Annotated in this window: 25 protein-coding genes; 17 read left to right on the top strand and 8 right to left on the bottom strand. The window is 62.8% G+C overall.

The window, feature by feature from the left end; translation table 11 throughout:
• The first annotated feature begins 89 nt into the window (after positions 1-89).
• The gene (locus B7Y43_RS12610) at positions 90-422 is read left to right on the top strand and encodes a hypothetical protein (RefSeq protein WP_374132010.1); all 333 of its coding nucleotides are present in this window, start codon (positions 90-92) and stop codon (positions 420-422) included.
• A 7-nt stretch (positions 423-429) separates the two neighbouring features.
• On the opposite strand, the gene B7Y43_RS12605 is transcribed toward B7Y43_RS12610, so the two are convergent.
• Positions 430-996 carry an HNH endonuclease gene (locus B7Y43_RS12605; RefSeq protein ID WP_374132045.1) on the bottom strand — a complete coding sequence of 189 codons (567 nt, stop codon included), beginning with the start codon at positions 994-996 and terminating at the stop codon, positions 430-432.
• 133 nt (positions 997-1,129) lie between these two features.
• Here B7Y43_RS12605 and gluQRS point away from each other — a divergent pair, with 133 nt between their 5' ends.
• The 6 genes from gluQRS to B7Y43_RS12575 all read left to right on the top strand — a co-directional run bounded on the left by gluQRS (position 1,130) and on the right by B7Y43_RS12575 (position 6,184).
• Positions 1,130-1,999: a glutamyl-Q tRNA(Asp) synthetase gene (gene gluQRS, locus B7Y43_RS12600; protein WP_374132009.1), complete on the top strand. Its 870-nt coding sequence runs from the start codon at positions 1,130-1,132 to the stop codon at positions 1,997-1,999.
• A gap of 9 nt (positions 2,000-2,008) precedes the next feature.
• Complete coding sequence (locus tag B7Y43_RS12595) at positions 2,009-2,236, top strand: twin transmembrane helix small protein (RefSeq protein ID WP_374132008.1); 228 nt, start codon at positions 2,009-2,011, stop codon at positions 2,234-2,236.
• Positions 2,237-2,255: 19 nt separating this feature from the next.
• Positions 2,256-2,825, top strand: coding sequence for an ATP:cob(I)alamin adenosyltransferase (locus B7Y43_RS12590; RefSeq protein WP_374132007.1), 570 nt, complete (start codon positions 2,256-2,258; stop codon positions 2,823-2,825).
• Positions 2,826-2,848: 23 nt separating this feature from the next.
• Positions 2,849-4,108 carry an ergothioneine biosynthesis protein EgtB gene (gene egtB, locus B7Y43_RS12585; RefSeq protein WP_374132006.1) on the top strand — a complete coding sequence of 420 codons (1,260 nt, stop codon included), beginning with the start codon at positions 2,849-2,851 and terminating at the stop codon, positions 4,106-4,108.
• Positions 4,109-4,110: 2 nt separating this feature from the next.
• Positions 4,111-5,088, top strand: a complete 978-nt coding sequence (gene egtD, locus B7Y43_RS12580; protein WP_374132005.1) for an L-histidine N(alpha)-methyltransferase — start codon at positions 4,111-4,113, stop codon at positions 5,086-5,088.
• A gap of 226 nt (positions 5,089-5,314) precedes the next feature.
• Positions 5,315-6,184: a 3-hydroxyacyl-CoA dehydrogenase NAD-binding domain-containing protein gene (locus B7Y43_RS12575; protein ID WP_374132004.1), complete on the top strand. Its 870-nt coding sequence runs from the start codon at positions 5,315-5,317 to the stop codon at positions 6,182-6,184.
• Positions 6,185-6,206: 22 nt separating this feature from the next.
• Here the strand turns inward: B7Y43_RS12575 and B7Y43_RS12570 are convergent, their stop codons facing one another.
• A complete protein-coding gene (locus B7Y43_RS12570; protein ID WP_374132003.1) occupies positions 6,207-6,971 on the bottom strand; it encodes a MerR family transcriptional regulator in 765 nt (254 codons plus the stop codon).
• Positions 6,972-7,023: 52 nt separating this feature from the next.
• Positions 7,024-8,283, bottom strand: a complete 1,260-nt coding sequence (locus B7Y43_RS12565) for a NupC/NupG family nucleoside CNT transporter (RefSeq protein WP_374132002.1) — start codon at positions 8,281-8,283, stop codon at positions 7,024-7,026.
• 256 nt (positions 8,284-8,539) lie between these two features.
• Here B7Y43_RS12565 and B7Y43_RS12560 point away from each other — a divergent pair, with 256 nt between their 5' ends.
• From B7Y43_RS12560 to B7Y43_RS12530, 7 genes are all read left to right on the top strand, one after another.
• On the top strand, positions 8,540-9,220 hold the full coding sequence (locus B7Y43_RS12560) for a VUT family protein (protein ID WP_374132001.1): 681 nt from the start codon (positions 8,540-8,542) through the stop codon (positions 9,218-9,220).
• A gap of 86 nt (positions 9,221-9,306) precedes the next feature.
• The gene (locus tag B7Y43_RS12555; RefSeq protein ID WP_374132000.1) at positions 9,307-9,768 is read left to right on the top strand and encodes a hypothetical protein; all 462 of its coding nucleotides are present in this window, start codon (positions 9,307-9,309) and stop codon (positions 9,766-9,768) included.
• A gap of 381 nt (positions 9,769-10,149) precedes the next feature.
• Positions 10,150-11,067 carry an acetylglutamate kinase gene (gene argB / locus B7Y43_RS12550; RefSeq protein ID WP_374131999.1) on the top strand — a complete coding sequence of 306 codons (918 nt, stop codon included), beginning with the start codon at positions 10,150-10,152 and terminating at the stop codon, positions 11,065-11,067.
• A gap of 66 nt (positions 11,068-11,133) precedes the next feature.
• The gene (locus B7Y43_RS12545) at positions 11,134-11,436 is read left to right on the top strand and encodes a YggT family protein (RefSeq protein ID WP_374131998.1); all 303 of its coding nucleotides are present in this window, start codon (positions 11,134-11,136) and stop codon (positions 11,434-11,436) included.
• Positions 11,433-11,741 carry a DUF167 family protein gene (locus B7Y43_RS12540; protein WP_374132044.1) on the top strand — a complete coding sequence of 103 codons (309 nt, stop codon included), beginning with the start codon at positions 11,433-11,435 and terminating at the stop codon, positions 11,739-11,741. Before B7Y43_RS12545 ends, B7Y43_RS12540 begins: the two co-directional genes overlap by 4 nt.
• Positions 11,738-12,613 (top strand): bifunctional 5,10-methylenetetrahydrofolate dehydrogenase/5,10-methenyltetrahydrofolate cyclohydrolase, encoded by an 876-nt coding sequence (folD, locus tag B7Y43_RS12535; RefSeq protein WP_374131997.1) that lies wholly within the window; start codon positions 11,738-11,740, stop codon positions 12,611-12,613. The genes B7Y43_RS12540 and folD overlap by 4 nt, the downstream gene beginning before the upstream one ends.
• On the top strand, positions 12,610-13,230 hold the full coding sequence (locus B7Y43_RS12530) for a MarC family protein (RefSeq protein ID WP_374131996.1): 621 nt from the start codon (positions 12,610-12,612) through the stop codon (positions 13,228-13,230). Before folD ends, B7Y43_RS12530 begins: the two co-directional genes overlap by 4 nt.
• A gap of 169 nt (positions 13,231-13,399) precedes the next feature.
• Here B7Y43_RS12530 and B7Y43_RS12525 read toward each other — a convergent pair whose 3' ends face one another.
• Complete coding sequence (locus B7Y43_RS12525) at positions 13,400-15,187, bottom strand: AcrB/AcrD/AcrF family protein (RefSeq protein WP_374131995.1); 1,788 nt, start codon at positions 15,185-15,187, stop codon at positions 13,400-13,402.
• 60 nt (positions 15,188-15,247) lie between these two features.
• Here B7Y43_RS12525 and B7Y43_RS12520 point away from each other — a divergent pair, with 60 nt between their 5' ends.
• Both B7Y43_RS12520 and B7Y43_RS12515 read left to right on the top strand, forming a co-directional pair.
• Entirely contained in the window at positions 15,248-15,670 is a 423-nt protein-coding gene (locus tag B7Y43_RS12520; RefSeq protein WP_374131994.1) for a GtrA family protein, read from the top strand.
• Positions 15,671-15,683: 13 nt separating this feature from the next.
• Positions 15,684-16,415 carry a bifunctional 2-polyprenyl-6-hydroxyphenol methylase/3-demethylubiquinol 3-O-methyltransferase UbiG gene (locus B7Y43_RS12515; protein ID WP_374131993.1) on the top strand — a complete coding sequence of 244 codons (732 nt, stop codon included), beginning with the start codon at positions 15,684-15,686 and terminating at the stop codon, positions 16,413-16,415.
• Here B7Y43_RS12515 and B7Y43_RS12510 read toward each other — a convergent pair.
• The 4 genes from B7Y43_RS12510 to B7Y43_RS12495 all read right to left on the bottom strand — a co-directional run bounded on the left by B7Y43_RS12510 (position 16,390) and on the right by B7Y43_RS12495 (position 21,827).
• A complete protein-coding gene (locus tag B7Y43_RS12510) occupies positions 16,390-17,451 on the bottom strand; it encodes a glycosyltransferase family 2 protein (protein ID WP_374131992.1) in 1,062 nt (353 codons plus the stop codon). The two genes, B7Y43_RS12515 and B7Y43_RS12510, sit on opposite strands and share 26 nt — an antisense overlap.
• A 52-nt stretch (positions 17,452-17,503) precedes the next feature.
• Positions 17,504-19,303 carry a DUF885 family protein gene (locus B7Y43_RS12505; protein ID WP_374131991.1) on the bottom strand — a complete coding sequence of 600 codons (1,800 nt, stop codon included), beginning with the start codon at positions 19,301-19,303 and terminating at the stop codon, positions 17,504-17,506.
• A gap of 68 nt (positions 19,304-19,371) precedes the next feature.
• On the bottom strand, positions 19,372-21,462 hold the full coding sequence (locus B7Y43_RS12500) for a bifunctional (p)ppGpp synthetase/guanosine-3',5'-bis(diphosphate) 3'-pyrophosphohydrolase (RefSeq protein ID WP_374131990.1): 2,091 nt from the start codon (positions 21,460-21,462) through the stop codon (positions 19,372-19,374).
• A 50-nt stretch (positions 21,463-21,512) separates the two neighbouring features.
• On the bottom strand, positions 21,513-21,827 hold the full coding sequence (locus B7Y43_RS12495) for a hypothetical protein (protein WP_374131989.1): 315 nt from the start codon (positions 21,825-21,827) through the stop codon (positions 21,513-21,515).
• Between the two features lie 168 nt (positions 21,828-21,995).
• On the opposite strand from B7Y43_RS12495, the gene B7Y43_RS12490 reads away from it, so the two are divergent.
• Positions 21,996-22,487, top strand: coding sequence for a helix-turn-helix domain-containing protein (locus tag B7Y43_RS12490; protein WP_374131988.1), 492 nt, complete (start codon positions 21,996-21,998; stop codon positions 22,485-22,487).
• Positions 22,488-22,489: the final 2 nt, after the last annotated feature.

Genomic DNA, 22,489 nt, shown 5'->3' with positions numbered 1-22,489 from the left:
TCAACGCTTTCCCAACCCCGCCCTTGTGCCGCCATTATTGGTAACGATTATAGGGCACGTTCAGATCGTCTTTCGAAAGACTTAGCGCGATGCTCGTCACCCTGATCCTGTTCCAATCCGTCAATGTTGCGGGGCCACCGGTGCGGCTAGATTTGGCGTCGATCGACACGATTCCTGCAACGATCGAGCAGATCAAGCCGCTCCAAACCAGGTTTTGTCCGCACGATGCCAATGGCGATATCATCGTCTGCGGTGCATCCGACCCGAACGAGAAACATCGGCTGCGGTCGGTGCCGGAACGTTATGCTGATCCCAAGCGTGTCGGCGTCGCCTTGCCGGGCAATGCTTGGTTCGGGCCGGAGATTGCACAGGGCCGTTTGGGCGAGGGGCAAATCCTGTTGACGCTCAAAATTCCATTCTGAAGTGCCCCTACGCCTCCAGCTCGACATCCCAATAAAGCCAGTCGTGCCAGGTTTCGTGCAGATAATTGGGCGGGAAGCGGCGGCCATGTTCCTGCAGATGCCAGCTGGTCGGGCGGATCGGGGCGACGTGGAGCGGCATATGCGCTTGTTTGGGGGTGCGGCCGCCTTTTTTCAGGTTGCAGGGCGCGCAGGCGGTGACGACATTTTCCCAGGTGGTGCGGCCCTTTTGGGCGCGGGGGATGACGTGATCAAAGGTGAGATCGCGACCCGAACCGCAATATTGGCAGGTAAATTTATCGCGGAGGAAAAGGTTGAAGCGGGTGAAGGCGGGAAATTGTGAAGGTTTGACGAATTGCTTGAGCGCGATGACTGAAGGCAGCTTCAGCCTCGCGGTTGGACTTCGGACCTCTCGCTCATAATTGGCGACGATATCGACCCGGTCGAGAAACACCGCTTTCACCGCCGTCTGCCATGGCCAGACGCTCAAGGGATAATAGCTCAGCGGCGTATAATCAGCGTTCAGAACGAGCGCGGGGCACCCGTCCGGATGACGGACCATATCCGGGTGCCGGATAAGATCGGGATGATACATGTCACCTCCCAGACTTTTCCCAGACGCCTTTCGACGACTAGGATGACGGCATGATGACAGAACGCGCGACTCGCGGTCAAGAGCCAGAAAGAAGCCGCATCGGAGGGCGGGCCAAATGCCCGACCCCATGATCATCACCCGGTTCGCGCCAAGCCCCACCGGCGCGCTCCATTTTGGCCATGCCTGGTCCGCGGTCCAGGCGCATGATCGCGCGCGCGATCAGGGTGGCCGCTTCCTGCTGCGGATCGAGGATATCGATGGCACGCGCAGCCGGGCCGACCATATCGCCGGGATCCTTGCCGATCTTGCCTGGCTTGGGCTCAGCTGGGACGGGCCGGTTCTGCGCCAATCCGAACGCGCGTCGGTCTATCAAGCGGCGCTTGATCGGCTGCACGATCAGGGGCTGCTCTATCCCTGTTTCTGCACCCGCGCCGATATCACGGCACGGCTAAGCGCGCCGCATGCCGGACCGGACGGCGCAGTCTATCCGGGCAGCTGCCGGGCAATGGCACCGACTGAGCGACAGGCGCGCATCACAGCGGAGCCGCATGCCTGGCGGATCGATATGGCCCGCGCGGTGGCGTTGGCCGGGCCGCTCGACTGGGTCGACGCCCAGGCCAGTCGCGTGACCGCCGATCCGCTGGCCCATGGTGATGTCGTGCTCGCTCGCAAGGATGCACCAGCCAGCTATCACCTGGCCGTTACCGTCGATGATGCGGCGCAAGGCGTGACAGACGTGGTGCGCGGCGTTGATCTGTTTGCCGCGACGCATGTCCACCGGCTGCTCCAGGCGCTGCTCGACCTGCCGACGCCAACCTATCATCACCACGCCTTGCTGCATGATCAGCAGGGCAACCGGCTCGCCAAGCGCAGCGGCGCACCGACATTGGCAGCGCTTCGGGCCGCCGGTGAGGATGGCGCCGCATTGGCCCAAATGGTGCGGCGCGGGCAACTGCCCATTGGCATCGCGGCCATAACGCCCTAAATAGCGCCCATGACAGTTTTCCTCGCCATTTTGCTCGTGGCCGCGATGATCGCGACCCTCGTCGCGCTGATCCGCGGCATTGTTGCCTTCTTGCAGGCGACGGAGGCTGACCTGAAAGGGACCGGCCCCAGCGTGGCGAGCACCAAATCGAACAAGATGATGCAGCAGCGCATTTTCTTTCAGGCAATGGCGATTTTGATCGTCGTCGCCATTTTGTTCGTCACTGGCCGCACCTGATCATGTCGGGCCAGCGCCCGTGGTGAAGCTCAACCAAATCTATACCCGTACTGGCGATGATGGCACGACTGGCCTGGTCGATGGGTCGCGCGTGGCCAAAACCGATGTGCGGCTGGCGGCGATTGGCGATGTCGATGAAGCCAATAGCGCGATCGGGGTCGCCATAGCAGCGCTCGGCCCGGGACCGGTCGCGACCGCGCTGACCCGCATCCAGAATGATCTGTTCGATCTCGGCGCCGATCTCGCCACGCCGGGGGAGGATTTCGCGCCGTCGGAGATGGTGTTGCGGATCGTTCCCCATCAGGTCGCGCGGCTCGAGGCAGAGATTGATGCGATGAATGCCGACCTGTTGCCGCTGACCAGCTTCATTCTGCCGGGCGGTACGGCGGGGGCAGCATCACTCCACCTTGCGCGGGCGATTGTCCGCCGCGCTGAGCGGGCGGCGGTGGCGGCATCCGGCACCGTGCCGCTCAATCCACAAGCGGTCTCATATCTCAACCGCCTGTCTGATTTTCTGTTCGTCTGCGCGCGTTTTGTGAACATTCCGGCGGGCGGCGACATATTATGGGTTCCCGGCGCGTCGCGCTAGCGGCCTTAAGCAGAGGAACGACAATGCAAACCAAGCCCCGTCTGGTTGCAAATCCGGCTCAGCTTTCGGAACAGTATCAGGCGGTACGGGCGCTGAGCGTGGCGCTGGTCGCGCCGCTTTCCGACGCCGATGCCAGCGTGCAATCGATGGACGACGCCTCCCCTGCCAAATGGCATCTGGCGCATACCAGCTGGTTTTTCGAAACCTTCATTCTGCGCGATCTCGTTCCCGGCTATCAGTTGCATGACGCGCGCTTCCCGTTCCTGTTCAACAGCTATTATGAGGCAGAGGGCGAACGCCATGCCCGCGCCCGGCGCGGCATAATCACCCGGCCGACCTTGGCCGAGGTGCTTGGCTATCGCGCCGCCGTCGATGCAGCACTGCTAGCCGCGCTGCCGTCGCTCCCCGGCGCAGCGCTCGATCTGGTGGAACTTGGCTGCCATCATGAACAACAGCATCAGGAATTGTTGATCACCGACATCCTGCATTTGTTCGCGCAAAACCCGACCGAACCCGCGATCTGGCCAGCGTCGCGCAAAGTGCCGGTTGCGATGCCGGGGCCGATCGGCTGGATCGCGCATCCCGGCGGGATCGTCGACATCGGCCATGTCGGCGATGGCTTTGCCTTTGATGCAGAAGGGCCGCGCCACCAGGCGCTGCTCAGCCCCCACGCCATTGCTGACCGGACGGTGACCAACGGCGAATGGGCCGCCTTCATCGCCGATGGCGGCTATCGCGATCCGCGCCACTGGCTGTCGGATGGCTGGGGCTGGGTGAAGGCGCACGCCATCACCGCGCCCCTTTACTGGGAAGAGCGCGATGGCCGTTGGACCCGCTTCGGGTTGGACGGCAGGCGTGCGATCGACCCTGCCGCCCCTGTTACCCATGTCAGCTTTTATGAAGCCGATGCCTATGCCAGCTGGGCAGGCGCGCGGCTGCCGACTGAGGCAGAATGGGAGACCGCCGCGCAAGCGCAAGATCCTGAAAGCGGCAACCAACTCGATCAGGCAGGACCAGTCGAGCCGAGGCCGTCAACCGCCGGCCCGGCTTGGTATGGCGATGTCTGGGAATGGACCGGCAGCGCGTTCCGGCCCTATCCGGGGTTTCGCGCGGTTGAGGGTGCGGTCGGTGAATATAATGGCAAGTTCATGAGCGGGCAGTGCGTGCTTCGGGGCGGTTCCTGCGCCACGCCGCGCGCCCATTTGCGGGCAAGCTATCGCAATTTCTTCTATCCGCACCAGCGCTGGCAGTTCACCGGCGTCCGCCTGGCAAAGGATGTGTGAGCGTGCTGAAACCTGAAATTGAATACGGCGAAGCCAGTCTGGCGAGCCCTGCTTTTCGCGCTGATGTCCTGAACGGCTTTCTGGCGCGCCCTCGCGCCATTCCAGCGCGCTGGTTTTACGATCGGCGCGGGTCTGAGCTTTTCGAAAAAATTACGGACCTGCCGGAATATTATCCGACGCGGGTGGAAGCGAGCATCTTGCGCGACAATGGCGCTGCAATTGCCGCGCGGATTGGCGCCGGCCACGCCGTTGTCGAATTCGGTTCCGGATCGTCAGCGAAGACGCCCTTGCTGCTCCGCGCAATCGCGCCTGCGGCCTATGTGCCGATCGACATTTCGGGGGATTTTCTGCGCGAATCCTCAGCCGCACTGTCGGCAGATTTTCCCGGGCTGCCGGTGCTGCCGATCGAGGCCGATTTCATGCGACCTATCGCCTTGCCGGCAGCAGTGGCCGATCTGCCCAAGCTTGGCTTTTTCCCCGGTTCGACAATCGGCAACATGATCCCGTCTTCAGCGGTCGATCTGCTGCGCGCGATGCGGCTGTGGCTCGACACCGGATCGCTGCTGCTGATTGGGATGGATCGGCTGAAGGGCGAAGACGTCCTCGTTCCCGCTTATGATGATGCGCAAGGGGTCACGGCGGCATTCAACCTCAACCTGCTCGAGCGGATCAATCGCGAGCTCGACGGGACGATTCCGGTGTCGGCGTTCCGCCACCGGGCGATCTGGAACGACATGCGCGCGCGGATCGAAATGCATCTGGAGGCGACCGAGGATGTGTCGTTCACCATTGAAGGGCGTCCTTTCTCGATCGCGGCGGGCGAGACGATCCACACCGAGAACAGCCACAAATATGGCGACCGTGATGCGCGAATCTTACTGCGTGCAGGCGGCTGGACGCCGATCGGGGAGTGGACCGATGCCGATGATCGCTTTGCGCTGATTTTGGCGGAGGCTCAGGCGCCACGGACGGCGCCTTAGAGTTTTTGTTCGCGCGGAGGCGCGGAGACGCGGAGATGTGGCGTTTGAGGCAGCCTCGCGTCCATCTCCGGCGAAGCCAGAAAAGAGCCTTCGGCTGGTTATAACCCCCGACCTTCCCCCTCGCGAAACACCTCCGCGTCTCTGCGCCTCCGCGCGAACCAACCTTCTTTTACTTCGCATTTGACGCGCTCAGCGATAAACCGCGCCACATCAAAAAGGAGCGACCATGAAAACGATCGGCGTTATCGGAGCGGGGCAGATGGGCGCGGGGATCGCGCAGGTGTCGGCACAGGCGGGCTATCATGTGCTGCTGTCCGACGTCGATCTGGCGCGCGCCCAGGCGGGCAAGACGGGGATCACCAAGGCGCTCGATCGACTGGTCACCAAGGAAAAAATCGGGAGTGACGCGCGCGATGCCGCGCTCGCACTGATCGAACCCGTCGCCAGCGTCGAGGCGATGGGCGGTTGCGGCCTCGTCATTGAAGCTGCGACCGAGCGCGAGGAAATCAAGCGCGCCATCTTCGCCACCGTCGGCAAGGTGCTGGGCGCCGAGGCAATCCTTGCCTCCAACACCTCGTCGATCCCAATCACCCGCCTCGCCCAGGCATCGCCTGATCCGGCCCGCTTCATGGGCGTCCACTTCTTCAATCCTGTGCCAGTGATGGGATTGATCGAACTGATCCGCGGGCTCGCCACCAGCGATGCCACAGTCGCCAGTGTCGAGGCATTCGGCCAATCGCTCGGCAAGCAGATCGTCCATGCCAATGACGCGCCGGGCTTCATCGTCAACCGTGTGCTCATGCCGATGATCAACGAGGCGATCTTCGCGCTTGGCGAAGGCGTGGCAACGATGCGCGATATCGACACCGCCTGCATGCTTGGCCTCAACCACCCGATGGGGCCGCTGACGCTCGCCGACTTCATCGGGCTCGATACCTGTCTGGAGATTATCCGGGTGCTGCATGACGGCACCGGCGACCCCAAATTCCGCCCCGCGCCATTGCTCGTCAAATATGTCGAAGCCGGCTGGTATGGCCGCAAGGTCAAGCGCGGCTTTTATGATTATTCGGGGGCCGAGCCGGTGCCGACGCGGTAAAGCGCCGACACCGGTCCGGTCGTCATTGGGCCGCCGCGTTCGCTGCCTGGATGAACTGGAACACTTCGTGGTCAAAGCCGGGATCGGCCTGGCCTTCCCACTTGTCCATGTTCGCGTACATCTCGCGCGTCTGTGCCATCATCGCTGGCGTGGCGATACGGGCAAAGGGTTCGAGCAGCGCCTTCCACTCAGCGGCAAAGGCCTGGGCGGCGTCACTCGCCGGGTCCATCGGCAGCGCCGCCTTGATCCGGCTGCCCAGATCCTTCCACTTGGCACCCGCCGCCGCGGCATCGAAGGAATCGCCCATTTGCGGCAATGTCCGGGCGAAATCGGCCTTGGCCTCGTCGTTCAGATAGCGGTCGGTCACCGCCTGCCATTTTTCGGTTTCGTCGGTCATCATCACGTCTCCTGTCCTGATCAGCGAGCAGAAGGTCGCGGCATCGATCGGCTCGCCGCGATCGATTCGGGACAAGGTCGTGCGCAGGATAGTGCGCGCTTCGGTGAGCGCGCGCGCCTGATCATCCAGCGTGTCGAGTTGCAGCGCGACCAGCTGGCGCAAGTCGATGGGCTTTTTGTCAAACAGCGCCTTGATTTGCTGCAGGCTCAAGCCCACCCGTTTGAGCGCGACGAGCTGATGCAGCCGTTCCAGCTCGCCCGCGCCATAACAGCGCCTGCCCGAGCCGGTGCGCAGCGGCTTCACCAGCCCCCGCGCCTCATAGAAACGGAGTGCGCGCGCGGATAGGCCAGTGGTGCGGGCAACCTCGGCAATGTCGATAATCTGCGTCATGCCCTGCTTGTAGCGGTTGACGCAGCGTCAACTTCAAGCGGTTTTTCTGGCCTTAGCTGATCAGCATCCCCGCCAGCGCCGCGCTCATCAGATTGGCCAGCGTCCCCGCCGCCAGCGCGCGGATGCCGAGTTTGGCGATCATCGGGCGCTGGTTGGGCGCAAGGCTGCCAGTCGCTGCAATCTGGATCGCGATCGACAGGAAATTGGCAAAGCCGCACAGCGCAAAGGTGACGACAGCGGTGGTGCGCGCCGACAGCTCTTTCATCTGCCCCAGATCGATAAACGCGACGAATTCATTGAGCACCACCTTGGTGCCGACCAAACTCCCCGCCGCCGCCGCTTCATTCGCCGGGATGTTGAGCAGCAGCATGAACGGCGCAAGGATATAGCCAAGGATCCATTGGAAGGTCAGTTCGGGATGGCCGAACAGCCCGCCCGCTGCGCCTAGCAACCCGTTGGCGAGCGCAACCAGCGACACAAAGGCGAGCACCATCGCCGCGACGGCGACCGCAATCCGCACCCCCGTCTGCGCGCCATTGGCGGCGGCCATGATGACGTTCTCGGCACGCTCGACCTCAAGCACGGGATCGACCGGATCGGCGATCTCGACCGGCTGACCGTCCACGGTGTCGGCAGGCGGCACTGGCGGCACGTCAGGCATGATGATCTTGGCCATCAACAGCCCGCCGGGCGCCGACATGAACGATGCAGCGAGCAGATAGGGCAGCGCCGTCGGACCGAGCAGCGCGGCATAAGCCGCCAGAATGGTGCCCGCGACGCCCGCCATGCCGACCGACATCACCGCAAATAGCTGTGGCGGCTTCAGCGCGGGCAGATAGGGCGCAATCACCAAAGGCGCTTCGCTTTGCCCGACAAAGATATTGGCGGCAGCGCACAACGCCTCAACCTTCGACACGCCAACGATCAGCTCGATGCCGCCGCCGACATATTTGATCACCAGCTGCATGATGCCGAGGTGATAGAGCACCGCCACCAGCGCCGCGAAAAAGATGATCACCGGCAGCGCGGAAAACGCAAAGGCCGACCCAAAAGTGGGATCAGTCGCCAGCTTGCCGAAAATCAACTGAGTGCCCGCCGCTGCATAGCCGAGCAGCGCGGAGACGCCGAGCGCCATCGTTTCGATCACGCGTTTGCCAGCGGGCACGTACAGCACCAGCACCGCCATCGCCACCTGTAGGCCAAAAGCAGCAATCACGACGCGCGGGCGGATCAGCCGTTTATTGTTCGACAGCAGAAACGCGGCCAGCAGGATGACGGCAATCCCGGAAAGGCCGATAAGCGTCTGGTTCATTGATACCCTTTGCGCACAAAACTCACGCGCCCCCCCGGCTGCGCCAGCCGCGCACCATACAGCGCTGACGGCTTTGGGCTAGAGCAAAGCAAATACGGCTCGAAACGCCGCCCGTTCGGGCTGAGCGAAGTCGAAGCCCAAGCGCTGCGCATGCCCTTCGACTTCGCTCAGGGCGAGCGGAGGTTTTTGGTAAACGAGCTATAAAGCACTGCCCGCCCCGTTTGACGGGCGCGGAAATCTCGCTAGCAATCGGCGTATGAACCAAAATGATCTCCGCATCCCGCGCTCGCTCTTCGCGCTGTCGATTTTCTATGGTGGCATGGTCTGCATTGCCGGCGTGCTCGGCAACAAGCAGGTCACGCTCGGGCCGCTTTCCGCGATTGGCCCGATGCTGGGGCTGGGGCCGCTGGCGATTGAGGCGGGGATCTTCGCCTTTTTGATGCTGGTGGTGGTGTCGAGCGCGATTGCCGAGCTGCACGGCGCGGTCATCGCCAACCGGCTGGTCCGCTTCGGCTTTGTGCCGCTGATTGCGTCGATCCTGTTGTCGCTGATCGTCCTCATCATTCCCGCCGCGCCCGACATGGACCCGGCCCGCGCGCAGGCGTTTGAACTAATGATGGGCGCCACCCCGCGCATCTGGGTGGGCGGCATCATTTCCTACGGCATTTCGCAGACGCTGAACGTCTATGTGTTTTCCGCGCTGAAAGGGCGTGAGGGCGGCGGGCTGCTCTGGCTGCGCGCCGGGATCGCCAGCATTTTGAGCCAGATCGTCGACACGCTGCTATTCGTCAGCATCGCCTTTCTGGGCGTCTTCCCGATCCGCGAGCTGCTGATCGGGCAGATGGTGGTGAAGGTGGGCCTCTCCGCCCTGCTGGTACCGCCGCTGATTTATGCAGTGGTGGGGATTGGGCGGTGGCTGGACCGGGGGGAGGGGTGAGGGCTGAGATTGGGTGGAAAGCGACGGTCGGCTTTTGGATCGGATGAGCGTATAGCTGACGGTCCCGAAACGGATATTCTGGCGTCATGAGCGACCCGATAGGTGCAATCACCGAGCTACTGCGCGAGGAACACGGCATATCTCTTGCCAAGCTCCATCCATCGGCGCGGCTAGCGCATGATCTTGGAGTCGATGGGGATGACGCGTCCGATCTTTTCCAGCGCCTTCACGAGCGGTTTGGCACCGACTTTTCGGCGCTGAACGAGCGATGGACCCAGTTCTTCAACCACGAGGGTGCGTCTCCTCGATCAATCCTGATCGCCTTGGCGCTTATGATCCCGTCCACGGCCTTGACGGTGTGGATCGCAGTCGGGCTTGATCTCTCCACGAATGTGGGTGGTTTGCTTGGCGTGGTGGTGTTTTTCGCATCGTGGATCGTGCTTGGACGGCTGCTCCCCGGAAAGCCGAAACGGCCCGTCACCATCGAAGGGCTGGCCGATGTGATCCGCGTCGGCGCATGGCCAGATGATCCCGCGAATGTCCGGTAACAGGTGACGTAACCATGGGTCGTATCGGCTGAGTTTGAGGGGATTGCAGACTAGCCGGTCTTCTGGCCGATAGCTGCCAATCTTCCCTTCTCCCATCGGGAGAAGGATACCGCAGCTTGACAGCTTGCTGTCTAGCGAAGGTTGGATGAGGGGTTCCGCGCTATCGAGGGGGTGATCCCCTCACCCAGCTTCGACTAGGGCCGCGCCAAAGAAGCGCGACCCAAGTCTGCGCAACCCTCTCCCGACGGGAGAGGGATTCCTGCCGCTTGCCCTACCCTTTACCGCGGTCGAAGGTCGGCGCCTTCTGGTGCGAGCCACATCGCATGCCGACCGCTCGCGCCGAGCTTTCGCTGGGGTGACGTTTTGGCTAGAGGACGTGCCATGACCACCCCCGCTTCCACCCCCAATCACGCGCCCGACCCCGCGATGCTCGCCAAAGCGGAAACGCTGACCGAGGCTTTGCCCTATCTTCAGCGCTATGCCGGCAATATCTTTGTCGTGAAATATGGCGGGCACGCGATGGGCGACCCCGAGCTTCAGCGCGATTTTGCCGAGGATGTCGTGTTGCTGAAGGCGGTGGGCATCAACCCTGTCGTTGTGCACGGTGGCGGGCCGCAAATTGGCGCGATGCTGAAGAAACTTGGCGTCGAATCGAGCTTTATCGATGGGCTTCGCGTCACCGATGCACAGACCGCGCAGGTCGCCGAAATGGTGCTGTCGGGCGCGATCAACAAGGAAATCGTCGCCTGGATCGGCCAGGCGGGGGGTCGCGCGATCGGCATTTCGGGCAAGGATGGCGGGTTCGTGCGCGCGTCGAAGGTCGAACGCACGACGCGCGACCCCGACAGCAATATCGAGCGCGTCGTTGATCTGGGCTTTGTCGGCGAACCCGAATCGATCGACCGGACGGTGATCGACACGATTTCAGGCGCGGGGATGATCCCGGTGATCGCCCCGATCGGCATCGGCGCGGATGGGCAGACCTATAACATCAACGCCGATACGATGGCGGGCGCGATTGCGGCGGCATTGGGTGCATCGCGGCTGTTCCTGTTGACCGATGTTGCCGGGGTGCTCGACAAAAGCGGGCAGTTGATGACCGATCTCGACCCTGCAAAAATCGCCGCGTTGCGGGCGGACGGCACGATCACCGGCGGGATGATCCCCAAGCTGGAAACCTGTGTGACCGCCGTCGATGGCGGGGTGGACGCCGCCGTCATCCTTGACGGGCGCGTGCCGCATGCGATGCTGCTTGAAATCTTCACCCGTCAGGGCGCAGGGACGCTCGTCCACCGCTGATCGCTGGGCGCTTGCCGAAGTGTCATAGTTTAGTATAACGCCTGATATGCCAATGGAGAGCCGGTTTTGATTACGCTTATTCAGATTGCGATGGTGCTGCTCAATCTGGTCTGGTGGGTTGTCGTCGTCCAGATCGTGCTGTCGCTGCTGATCTCGTTCAACGTGATCAACACCTATAATGACTTTGTCCGCTCGCTCTATCAGGGCCTCGATAAGCTGACAGAACCGATGTACCGGCCGATCCGCAAGGTCCTGCCCGATTTCGGCCAGATCGACTTTTCGCCCGCCGTCATCCTGATCGGCCTGCAGATCGGGCAGCTGGTGCTGGGCAATGTCGCTGCCTCGATCGCGACCGGCGCGCCACTCTGACGGACAGGCCGTGGACCGCCACGGCTGACGGCATCATCATCGCCGTGCGCGTCACCCCACGCGGCGGGCGCGATGCGTTGATCGCGGGAACGACGGCGCATTTCGCAGCCCGGCTGGCGGCGGCCCCGGTTGAGGGTGCAGCAAATGCCGCGCTGATCGCGCTGATCGCCAAGGCCTTTGCCCTGCCCAAGCGCGACGTTTCGCTGATTGCCGGCCAGACTGCGCGGATCAAGCGCCTCAAGCTTAGCGGCGATCCGCAAAGGCTGGCGGAAATCGCCGCTGGCCTCTATGCCCCGGCGGCATGAGCGCACAACTTATCGACGGCAAAGCCATCGCGGCCGCCCTGCGGGATCGGATCGCGCTTCAAGTAGCGGGATTTCGCGATGCGGCCGGGCGTGCGCCTGGGCTCGCCGTGGTGCTGGTCGGTGAAGACCCGGCATCGGCCGTGTATGTGCGCAACAAGCGCAAGGCGACGCTGGCAGCCGGGATGGCGAGCTTTGAATATCGGTTGCCCGCCGATGTCGAGCAGGGCGATGTGCTGGCGCTGGTCGATACGCTGAATGCCGATCCGGCGGTTGACGGGATCCTGGTCCAGCTGCCCTTGCCGCCGCAGATGGAAGCGGGGGCCGTGCTGCTGGCGATCGACCCCGACAAGGATGTCGATGGCTTCCACCCGGTCAACGCCGGGCGACTGGCAACCGGGATTGACGGTTTCGTGCCGTGTACGCCGCTGGGCTGCGTGATGCTGTTGAAGGACCAATTGGGCGATCTGGCGGGACTGGAGGCAGTAATCGTCGGCCGCTCCAACATTGTCGGCAAGCCATTGGCGCAATTGCTGATCGCGGAGAGCTGCACGGTGACGGTGGCGCATTCAAAGACGCGCGATCTGTCGAGCGTCGTCAAGCGCGCCGATATCGTCGTGGCCGCCGTCGGGCAGCCGGCGATGATCAAGGGCGAATGGATAAAACCTGGCGCGACGGTGATCGATGTCGGCATCAACCGGACCGAGGATGGCCTTGTCGGCGATGTCGATTTCAATGGCGCGGCCAGCGTTGCCGCCGCGATCACGCCAGTGCCCGGCGGGGTTGGGCCAATGACGATCGCTTGCCTGCTGCGCAACACGTTGGTCTCTGCCTATCGTCGGGCGGGTCTGACACTAGACATGGCCTCGCTGTGACCGAGCTGTTCATCTCCTCGCTGATCACCTTTTTTGTGGTGATCGATCCGCCCGGCTGCGCACCAATCTATGCCGGGCTGACAGCGGGCGTGCCGGCGGTGCATGCCCGCGCAATGGCGCTGCGCGCGGTGCTGATTGCCGGGGCAATCCTGGTGGTGTTTGCGCTGTTCGGCCAGACGATCCTGTCGGCGATTGGGGCAAGCCTGGATAGTTTCCGCGTGGCGGGCGGCATCCTGCTGTTCGTGATCGCCACCGAAATGGTGCTCGAAAAGCGCACCCAGCGCCGCGAGGACCGGGCCGAGAAGATCAAGGGCACGCCCGAGATTGAGGATGTTTCGGTGTTCCCGATGGCGATGCCGATGATCGCCGGGCCGGGATCGATCGCGTCGATCATGTTGCTGATGTCAAAGGGGCACGGGGTTGAGCGCACCCTGGTGATCCTGGCCGCGCTGGGCGTGATCCTGGCGCTGACGCTGTTAGCACTGGTCGCGGCCGGACCGATCATGCGCGTGCTGGGCGACAAGATCGAAGCGGTGATCACCCGGCTGCTCGGCGTGCTGCTGGCTGCCCTCGCCGCGCAATTCGTGATTGACGGGCTGCGCGCGAGCTTTTTCTAGCGCCGGGTGCTCCCTCTTCCCGCTACGGCGTGATGGCGTCAGGCCTATTGAACTTCACACCCGTTCGGGCTGAGCGAAGTCGAAGCCCACGCCCACGCGCACCCTATGCCCTTCGACTTCGCTCAGGGCGAACGGGGTATGGGTTGATCCAATCCGACGTCATCACCCGCTAGTGAATCCGCCAGAGTTTCAGCGGCGATCGTTTGGGCAGCGGCACGGGTTCCAGCCAGGCGGGCGTCTCGCCACGCACCAGCCGGGCGTAGAACCCGTTCTTCGCGCGCACCGTATAGACCGTCGATTCAGCCATGTTCGGGCAGGTCAGCAATAAGGTCGCGCCGTGGCGGCGGGCGATCGCGTGGAATTCATCCGCGCTGCGTTTGAAGCCGTGCTGCACGTCAAGAATCGCCGCGCCATTGCGGTGATAGGGGCCCGCCACCGCCGAATGATGCGTCAGCGTGATCAGCCGCGGCCCCAGATCGATAAAGGTGAAGATGGTTTGCGGCGGCAACCGGTTCAACACACCAAGGCTGGGAATGGTCGGGCACGACGCCCCGGCACGATTGACCGCCTTAGTGTTGGTGCTTGGCTTGTCGGGCACGGCAAAGCGGATGACCAGCCCGATAAAAGCACCCGAAACCAGCAGGAAACCGGCAACCGTCCCGAACACCCGGACCAGCACGGATCGATGCGCCAGGCACCAAGGCAGCAGCACCCATCCAAGCGCCACTGCGCCAGGCACCGCCAGCAACTGCGCAGCGGCACCGGCCCGGACCTGCCAGAGCAGCAGCCCGCCCGCCAGCAAGGTGAACAACAGCACCGCCGCCCAGGCGGCAAAGCGATCGCTGCGCCGCGCCCGCCAGGTCGCGATCAGCGCGCCGATCACACCGATAATCGGCAGGGCAGCGACGGTCAGCGCGCCGCGCCACGGATGCGCATAGATCGGCTTGGCCTCACGGACATTGTTGAGCCAATTGGCGGCGAGTTCGGGCGACACTTGTTCGGGCCGCCCCAGGCATTGCGGAAAAACCAGCGCAAAGGCGATGATGATCGCTGCGCCAGCGCCTGCCGCCAGCCCAAGGCGAACCGAGCGGCTGGCCGGATTGACCCGGGCGAGGATGAACAGCAGCGCGCCCGCCTCGATCATCACGCTCAGCCACACTGGCGTCAGCGCATCACAGCGCAGCGCCGCATTGGCGGCGGAGACGAACAGCACATAGCCAATCGCGCTGCCCCCGGCGAGCGCCAGGCCGTAAACGGTCAGCCGCTCGGCCTCAGCACGGTCCCAAATCCAGCGGAGCCCCAAGATCGCACCTGCCCCGGCCGCATAGGGCAGCATCTCCAGCCCGATGCTGAGCGACACAGCGCTCGCCAGCCCGACGGTGATGCCGCCCCGGCGCTGAAGCGGATCGGCCAGGCCCGCGACCGTCAGGCTAAGGCAAGCGAGCTGCCAGCCATGATGGTCAATGCGTAGAGGCATGAACATCAGCATCGTCGCTGCACACATCAGCAGGAAGATCAGCGCCAGCGGCCAGGCAAACGGGCTCACCAGCCGGCGCACGGTGAAGGCCAACCCCGCCATCGCCACCGACAGCGGCAGCAACGGCGCGATCCCGCACGCCAGCCGCTCGGCCAGCGCCGTCCCAACAAAGGGCCTGAACGCCAGGATCAGCCCGGCGATCGGCAGATCGACGATCCGGCTCCAGTGCATATCGAAACCAACCGGCGGATTGAGCCGATACTGGCGCAAATCATACCAGGCCTGCCCATTGAGCAGCGCGCGCACTTGCATCAGCCGCATATTGTCATCGGTATCGCCCAGCGACAGCCAATGGATCGCTGGCCAGCGCTGCCAGACGAACCAGGCCGCGATCACCGCCCAGGCGATCAGCGTCAAGCTAAGCCAGTTGCGGTCCAGTTGCTGGGTGAGCGACGCATCGCCGTGCTGCTTGTCGTTCAAAGATGCTTCCCTCGCCTCTCTTCGCGCTCTAGTGCGGCCCCCACAAAGGGCAAGCGGCACGTGAAGACGGTCAATCAGGGACAACAGCGACAACGGGCGGGCGATATGCTCGGCCAACTCGTGCGGTTCGCCATTACCGGCGGATTCGTGACGATGCTGTACGCGATCGTTTACTGGCCGCTCGCCACCTATGTCATTCATCCGATGGCGGCGTTTGTGGCGGGGTATCTGGTCGCGCTGACGACGGGCTATGTCCTGCACAGCCGCTGGAGTTTTCGCGGGCATGGCAGCCGCGACGATATCCGCCGCACCACCGGCCGGTTCTTTGCGGTGTCGTTGGTCAGCTTTGCGCTCAACGGCCTGTTCACCTGGGTGCTCACCGGGCCGCTTTTGCACGGCGCGACCTGGTGGCCGCTGATCCCGATCTTCTTCTTCACCCCGCTGGTCACCTTTGCCCTCAACCGGTTGTGGGTGTTTGCGTAATGGGACGTCGCTGATGGACCGCATCGTTTATGACCGGATGGCCGCGCATGATTCCACCCATTGGTGGTACCGCGCCCGGCGCGAGATTCTGTCGGACTATCTGACGCGCGAAGCCGGGTTGCCCAAGGACGCGCGCATATTGGAGATCGGCTGCGGCACGGGGCATAATCTGCCGATGCTGGCGCGGTTCGGCACCGTTGAGGCGATCGAGATCGATCCGGTCGCGCGCGGCATTGCCAGCGAGCGGCTCGGCAAGCCGGTCAGCGCCGCGCCGCTGCCTGCGCTGCCGGGAATCGAGCGCGGTGGCTATGATCTGATCGCGGTGCTCGATGTCGTCGAACATATCGAGGATGATATCGCCGCCCTTGCCGCGATGCGCGATTGCCTGAAGCCCGGCGGCAAGATCTTGATCACCGTCCCCGCGCATCAATGGCTGTGGAGCGCGCATGATGTGGTGAACCACCACCATCGCCGCTATTCAAAGACAACGCTGAACAGCGCGATTGTAGCAGCCGGGCTAGACCATAATGGCCTGCGCTATTTCAACTCGCTGCTGTTCCCGCTTGCCGCTGCCGCGCGAGTCGCCGGGCGGATGACGGGCCGCGACGACAGCGATGATTCGCCGCCGCCCAAGGCGCTCAACACACTGTTCGAAACAATCTTTGGCTGGGAACGCCATCTTGTCGGCCGGATGCCGCTGCCGCCGGGCGTGTCGATCGTTACGTTGGCGGCACCGGCGGCTTGACGCGGGGTTTCCGGCGCGGTGCGGGCGCCGGTTGGGCGCGCGTGGCCGTCGCCTCGTCTTCCTGCGGCTCGGCACGATAGCCAAGCGTCGCGCGACCCTGCACCGGGCCCGCCACATCAGCGACCAGATAAAGCGGCCGCCGCTTCGATTCCACATAGAGCCGGCCGAGATATTCGCCGATCATGCCCAGCACGAACATCTGCACCGCGCCGAGCAGCACCACGACCAGCATCGTCGATGTCCAGCCCTGCACCGCGCTGCCGGTGAAAAAACCAATCGCGATATAGACGAACAGCAGCAACGACGCCCCTGTCAGCGCGAGCCCGGCATGGCTGGCAAAGCGCAGAGGCGCGGTCGAAAAACCAGTCACCGCATCGAGCGCGAAGCGGATCATCTTGGCGAGCGGATATTTGGTCTCGCCCGCATGCCGTTCGGCCCGGTCGTACAGAAACGGCACTTGGCGAAAGCCAATCCACGCCACCATGCCGCGGATGAAGCGCGCTTGTTCAGGCAGGCTCAAAAACGCATCGAGTGCACGCCGGCTCATCAGCCGGAAATCGCCGGTATCAAGCGGGATCGGCGTATCGGTCACGCGATCGAGCACGCGGTAAAAGGCCGCGGCGGTCAGTTTCTTGAAAAAGGTTTCGCCCTCGCGCTTACGGCGGACCGCATAAACGACATCGGCCTGCTCGGCGGCCATGGTCGCGCGCATATCAGCGAGCAATTCGGGCGGATCCTGCAAATCGGCATCGATGATCATGATCTGCTGGCCGCAGCACAGATCCAGCCCCGCTGTCAGTGCCAGTTGATGGCCATGATTGCGCGACAGGTTGATCGCGATGAGATGCGAGTCGCCCGCTGCCAGCCGCTGCATCACGGGCCAGCTCGCATCCTTTGATCCGTCATTGACGAAAACGATCTCGTAATCGTCGCCAACGGCCGCCTGCGCCGCGGCCGAGACGCGGGCGTGCAGAATGTCGAGACAGGCGGCTTCATTGTAACAGGGTACGACAATGGAAAGGGCGGGGCGCTTCATCCGCCCCCTCTACCGTGTGTTTCACCAATAGGGAATCGCCAAGCGCGGGACGCTAACCCAGTTGGGCCTTGGCGCGCGCCTCGACCAGTCGTTCCAGGATCGTCAGTGGCACCGCGCCATCGCGCAGCACCTCATGGAATTGCTTCAGGTCGAACTTGTCGCCCAATATCCGCTTGGCATTGTCGCGCGCGCGCAGCCAGCTGATATGGCCAAGCTTATAGCTGCACGCCTGCCCCGCCTGGGTGCAGTAGCGTTCGATCTCGCGCAGCGAGCGCGGGCGCGCAAAGCCGACAGTCTCGACGAAATAGTCAGTCGCCTGCTCGCGCGTCCAGCGTTTGGCGTGGATGCCGGTGTCCGCCACCAGCCGCGCAGCGCGGAACAGGAAGGACTGGAGATACCCCGCCCGTTCGATCGCATTGGCATAGCCACCGAGTTCCTCGGCCACTTGTTCGGCATATAACGCCCAGCCTTCCGAATAGGCGCTGAAGCCTGACAACCGCCGAAGCAGCGGCGAATCAAGCTTCTGGACGATGCTGAGCTGCAAGTGATGCCCCGGCACCCCTTCATGATAGCTGAGCGAGGGCAGTGTATATTTCGGCCAGTCACCAACGCTTTTCAGGTTGATGAAGTAGATCGCCGGGCGGGTGCCATCGAGCGAGGCGCGGCGGTAATAGCCGTTTGAGGCGCCGTCCTGAATCTCCACCGGCACCGCGCGGATATCGAGTGGTTCGCTGGGCGGGTTGAGAAACGCCTCGCCAAGCCGTTTCTGCATCGCCGCTACGCCGACGTTCAGGCCCGCCAGCAAGTCGGCCCGCCCTTCCGCCGTATCCGCGTAAAGCTGTGACGGCATGTCGTTGAGCGCCGTCAGCCGCGCCCCGACACTGCCCTTGGTCAACCCCTGCGCCTTCAAAATCGCATCGAGCTCGGCGCTCAGCGATGCGACTTGCTCCTTGCCGATCTTATGGACTTCATCGGGCGTGAAATCGGTGGTGGTGGCTGCCTTCAGCGCCTCGGCATAGATGGCATCGCCATTGGGCAGTGCCCATAGTCCCGCTTCCTTGCGACGCGGCAGCGCCTGAACGAGCGCGATTTGCCGATCGAGCGCCGGATAGACCTGGCTCTCGACAATGGCGGCAGCCTTTGCTGACCAATCGCCCGCCAACCCGGCAGCCTTGGCGCGCGTGAGGAGCGAGTTGACCATCGCACTGGCGGCGGCAGGCTTGCCCCGCAGTGCCTTGAGCTGGCCGATCGTCAGATCGAGCGAGAAATCGGGCGCGACAAAACCGCGCGCGGCTTCCTCCTTTTGCACCGCACTGTCCTGATCAAGCGCAGTCGCAAAGGCGGAGAGGCGCGCGCAATAGGCTTCGGCATCGGCGGTGGTGCGGATGGTGTGCGCAGAATTGAGGAAATCGGGGACCGAGAAATAGGCACCGCCCTGCTGGAAGATACGATAGGGGCGGATCGTGCTGCCAATCCCGAATGTGTCGGGGCCAACAACGCTGCTATTCAGCGAGTATAAGACGACTTCGCGGTTGAGCTTGGCCGTTTCGGACAGCGTGGTCGTGTCGATCGCCTCGATCCGCGCAATCGCTTGCTTGGTTCGTGCAAGATCAGCAGCGCGGGCGGCGAGCGACCGATCCCCTAACTGCCCCTTAGCGGCAGCGCGCTTGCCCGTATCGAGCCCAAGTTGGGTTACGCTCTCCGGCGAATCATCAAGACCTTCCTGAAAAATCGCTTCGAACAACGCGTTGATCGCCGCGTCGCCAGCGGGAGCGGCTGCGCGCAGCGCGCTAGGCGTCAGGGAGAGCGCGGCGACAGCACCGCTGGAGGAAAGAAATTGGCGGCGGTCCATGGGCGGGCGACTCCTGTGTGAAGGATGGGAGGGAACCTAGTCGACGACAGCCAGTCAGCAAGCTGCTTCTATACGCGCTCCACCGCGCTCACCGCATCGGCAGCCCGTAGCGCCGCGATCAGGCGCATCAGATGCTGAAGATCGTGGACCTCAACATCAATGGTGTTGGTGTGATAGCCCGAATCGCGATTATCGAGCCTGAGGCCCAGAATATTGGCTTTATGCGCGCCAATGATGGTGGCGACGACGCCCAGCGCGCCGGGTTCGTTCTTCAGATCAACCGCAATTTGGGCGGTTGCGCCTTCGGTCTTGTCGCCCCAGGCAAGATCGACCCAATCCGCATCATCGCCGTCGATCAGCGTCTTGCAGTCGATCGAATGAACCTCGATCAGCCGATCAGGATGGCGCAGCCCGACAATCCGGTCGCCGGGCACGGGATGGCAGCATTCGGCGAGTTCAAAGGCAATGCCGTGCTTCAGGCCACGGATCGAAATCGCGCTTGATTGCGGTGGCAGGGCGTGGCGAGCGGCCTTGTCGGCCGATCCCGGCATCAGCGCTTCCATCACGTCGGCATCTGGAATGCGGCGCTTGGCGATCGCCTCCATCAGCGCGGCTTCATCGGCCAGCTTCAGCCTTTTCAACGCCACATTGATCGCATCATCGGCCAGCGTGGCGGGCAGCCGCTGGACAATTTCCTCATAGATTTTGCGGCCAAGCGCCTGGCCTTCGCTGCGTTCGGTCTGGCGCAAATGGCGGCGAATGGCGGCGCGCGCCTTGCCGGTGATTGCAAAGTTAAGCCAACCCGGCTGCGGCACTTGCGCTTTGGAGCGCAGGATTTGCACCTGATCGCCATTCTCTACCCGCGTCCGCAAGGGGGCAACCCGGCCATTGATCTTGGCCCCCACCGCCTGGTCACCCAAATCGGTATGGAGCGCATAGGCAAAATCAATCGGGGTTGCGCCCTTGGGTAGCTGGATCAATTCGCCACGCGGCGTAAAGGCAAAGATCCGGTCCTGATACATCGCCATGCGGGTATGTTCGAGCAGCTCTTCGGGGCTCTCGGCGGTATCGAGAATCTCGACCAGATCAGCGATCCAGCGCACCTGCGTATCGGGGCGCACCTTGCTCTGCTTATAGGCCCAGTGTGCGGCCAGACCGTGTTCAGCCTCAGCATGCATTTCCGTCGTGCGAATCTGGATTTCGACACGGGTATTTTCGGCATGCATCACCGACGTATGCAGCGAACGATAGCCGTTACGCTTGGGGGTTGAGATATAATCCTTGAACCGGCCCGGCACCATCGGCCACCGGCGATGGATCAGCCCGAGCGCGGTATAGCAATCCTCCACCGTCGGCACGATCAGCCGGAACGCCATGATATCGGACAATTGTTCGAAGCTGATGTGCCGTTCGGCCATCTTCTTCCAGATCGAATAGGGGTGTTTTTCGCGCCCTGAAATCTCCGCGCCAACCCCGCCGCGCTCAAGCAATTGCTTGAAGCTTTTGGCGATCTTGTCGATCCGGTCGCCATCGCCTTCCTTGAGCTGCTCCAACCGCTTGGTGATCGAGCTATAGGCCTCTGGCTCAAGCTCGCGAAACGCCAGCGTCTGCATTTCCTTCATGAACTCATACATGCCGATCCGCTCAGCAAGCGGGGCATAGATGTCCATGGTTTCGCGCGCGATCCGGCGGCGCTTTTCAGGCTTGGCGATGTGGTGCAGCGTCCGCATATTGTGCAGCCGATCAGCCAGTTTGACGAGCAGCACGCGAATATCGTCTGACATCGCCAGCAGGAATTTACGCAGATTTTCGGCCGCGCGTTCATTTTCGGTCTGCGCTTCGATCTTCGACAGCTTGGTCACGCCGTCAACCAGCCGGGCGACATTGGCGCCGAACAGCCTTAGGATTTCCTCCGGCGTGGCGACCGTGTCTTCGATCGTATCGTGCAGGATCGCGGTTGCGATGGTTTCATCATCAAGATGAAGATCGGTCAGGATCCCGGCGACTTCGATCGGATGGCTGAAATAGGGGTCGCCGCTGGCGCGCTTCTGGCTGCCATGCGCCTGCATCGAAAAAACATAGGCGCGATTGAGCAAGGCCTCATTGGCCTGTGGATCGTAGCTTAATACCCGATCGACGAGTTCATATTGCCGCAGCACGCGACCACGATGGGGCCGCGTGCTGCTGCTTTGCAACAATATACTTTGTGTCAGCTCGCGCGCGCATTGCACTTGGCAAGCATTTCGGCGTCGAGCGGCGTGCCAGCGACAGTGAAGGCGCTGAGCGCGCCAACGCGCTGGACGACCATCTGGCACATGATCACGTCGCGCTGGGTCGATTGCTTGGCGGTGCAAACACCGTCTGCGCACTTCCACAGCGTGCCGGCGGTGATGACGCTGGCCTTGGTTGGGGCGGTCACGGGCGTTGCGCTATAATAGCTGCTGGAAGCCGCCGACGCGGCGCTGGCGAAGAGCAGCATAGCAGAGGTGGCGAGGGCAGCGGCGATGGGGAGGGTGCGTGTCATGATGAACTCCATGATCGGTTCGTGGACAGATTGAGGCGTAAATTACCGGCAACCGAATTAAGTTGCGAATCACTACTTACTCCGATAGGTTTCCAGTTGCAACTAGAAACTAATATTTCATTCGCATGACGGTTCAAATTTGTTAGATTACGTCAGGATTGAGGACGCATGGACGGAAAACTGAGAGAACCCTTGCGCGAACTGGCCGAGTGCAGCCTGCCGGCAGCGCTGGAGGCGATGGGTGAGCGCTGGTCCTTTTTGATCCTGCGTGCCGCCTTTAATGGCTTGTATCATTTCGAGGAATTTCAGTCCGAACTGGGCATTGCGCGCAACATTCTGGCCAATCGCCTGGCGCGACTCGTCGAACATGGCATCCTGAAGCGCGAGGCGATGCCCGATGATCGCCGCAAGATCGAATATCGGCTGACCGATAAGGGTTTTGCCCTGCTGCCGACGATGATTGCGCTGCGGCAATGGGGGGAGCGCTGGGAAACCGGCTTTCCCGCCTCACCCGTGCTGGTCGATGAACGCGATCGGCGGCCGATCGCGCAGATTGACGTGCGCGCCTGGGATGGGCGGGTGCTGACCAAACAGGATCTGCTCTGGTCACTGCCCGAACATGTTGCGGGCAACCCGATCGACATTCGCGCCGCCGAATAGGG

This window comes from Sphingomonas sp. 28-62-20 (assembly GCF_002281505.1).
Note: the sequence above shows the minus strand (reverse complement) of the source record. Positions and strands in the feature narration are given on the sequence as shown.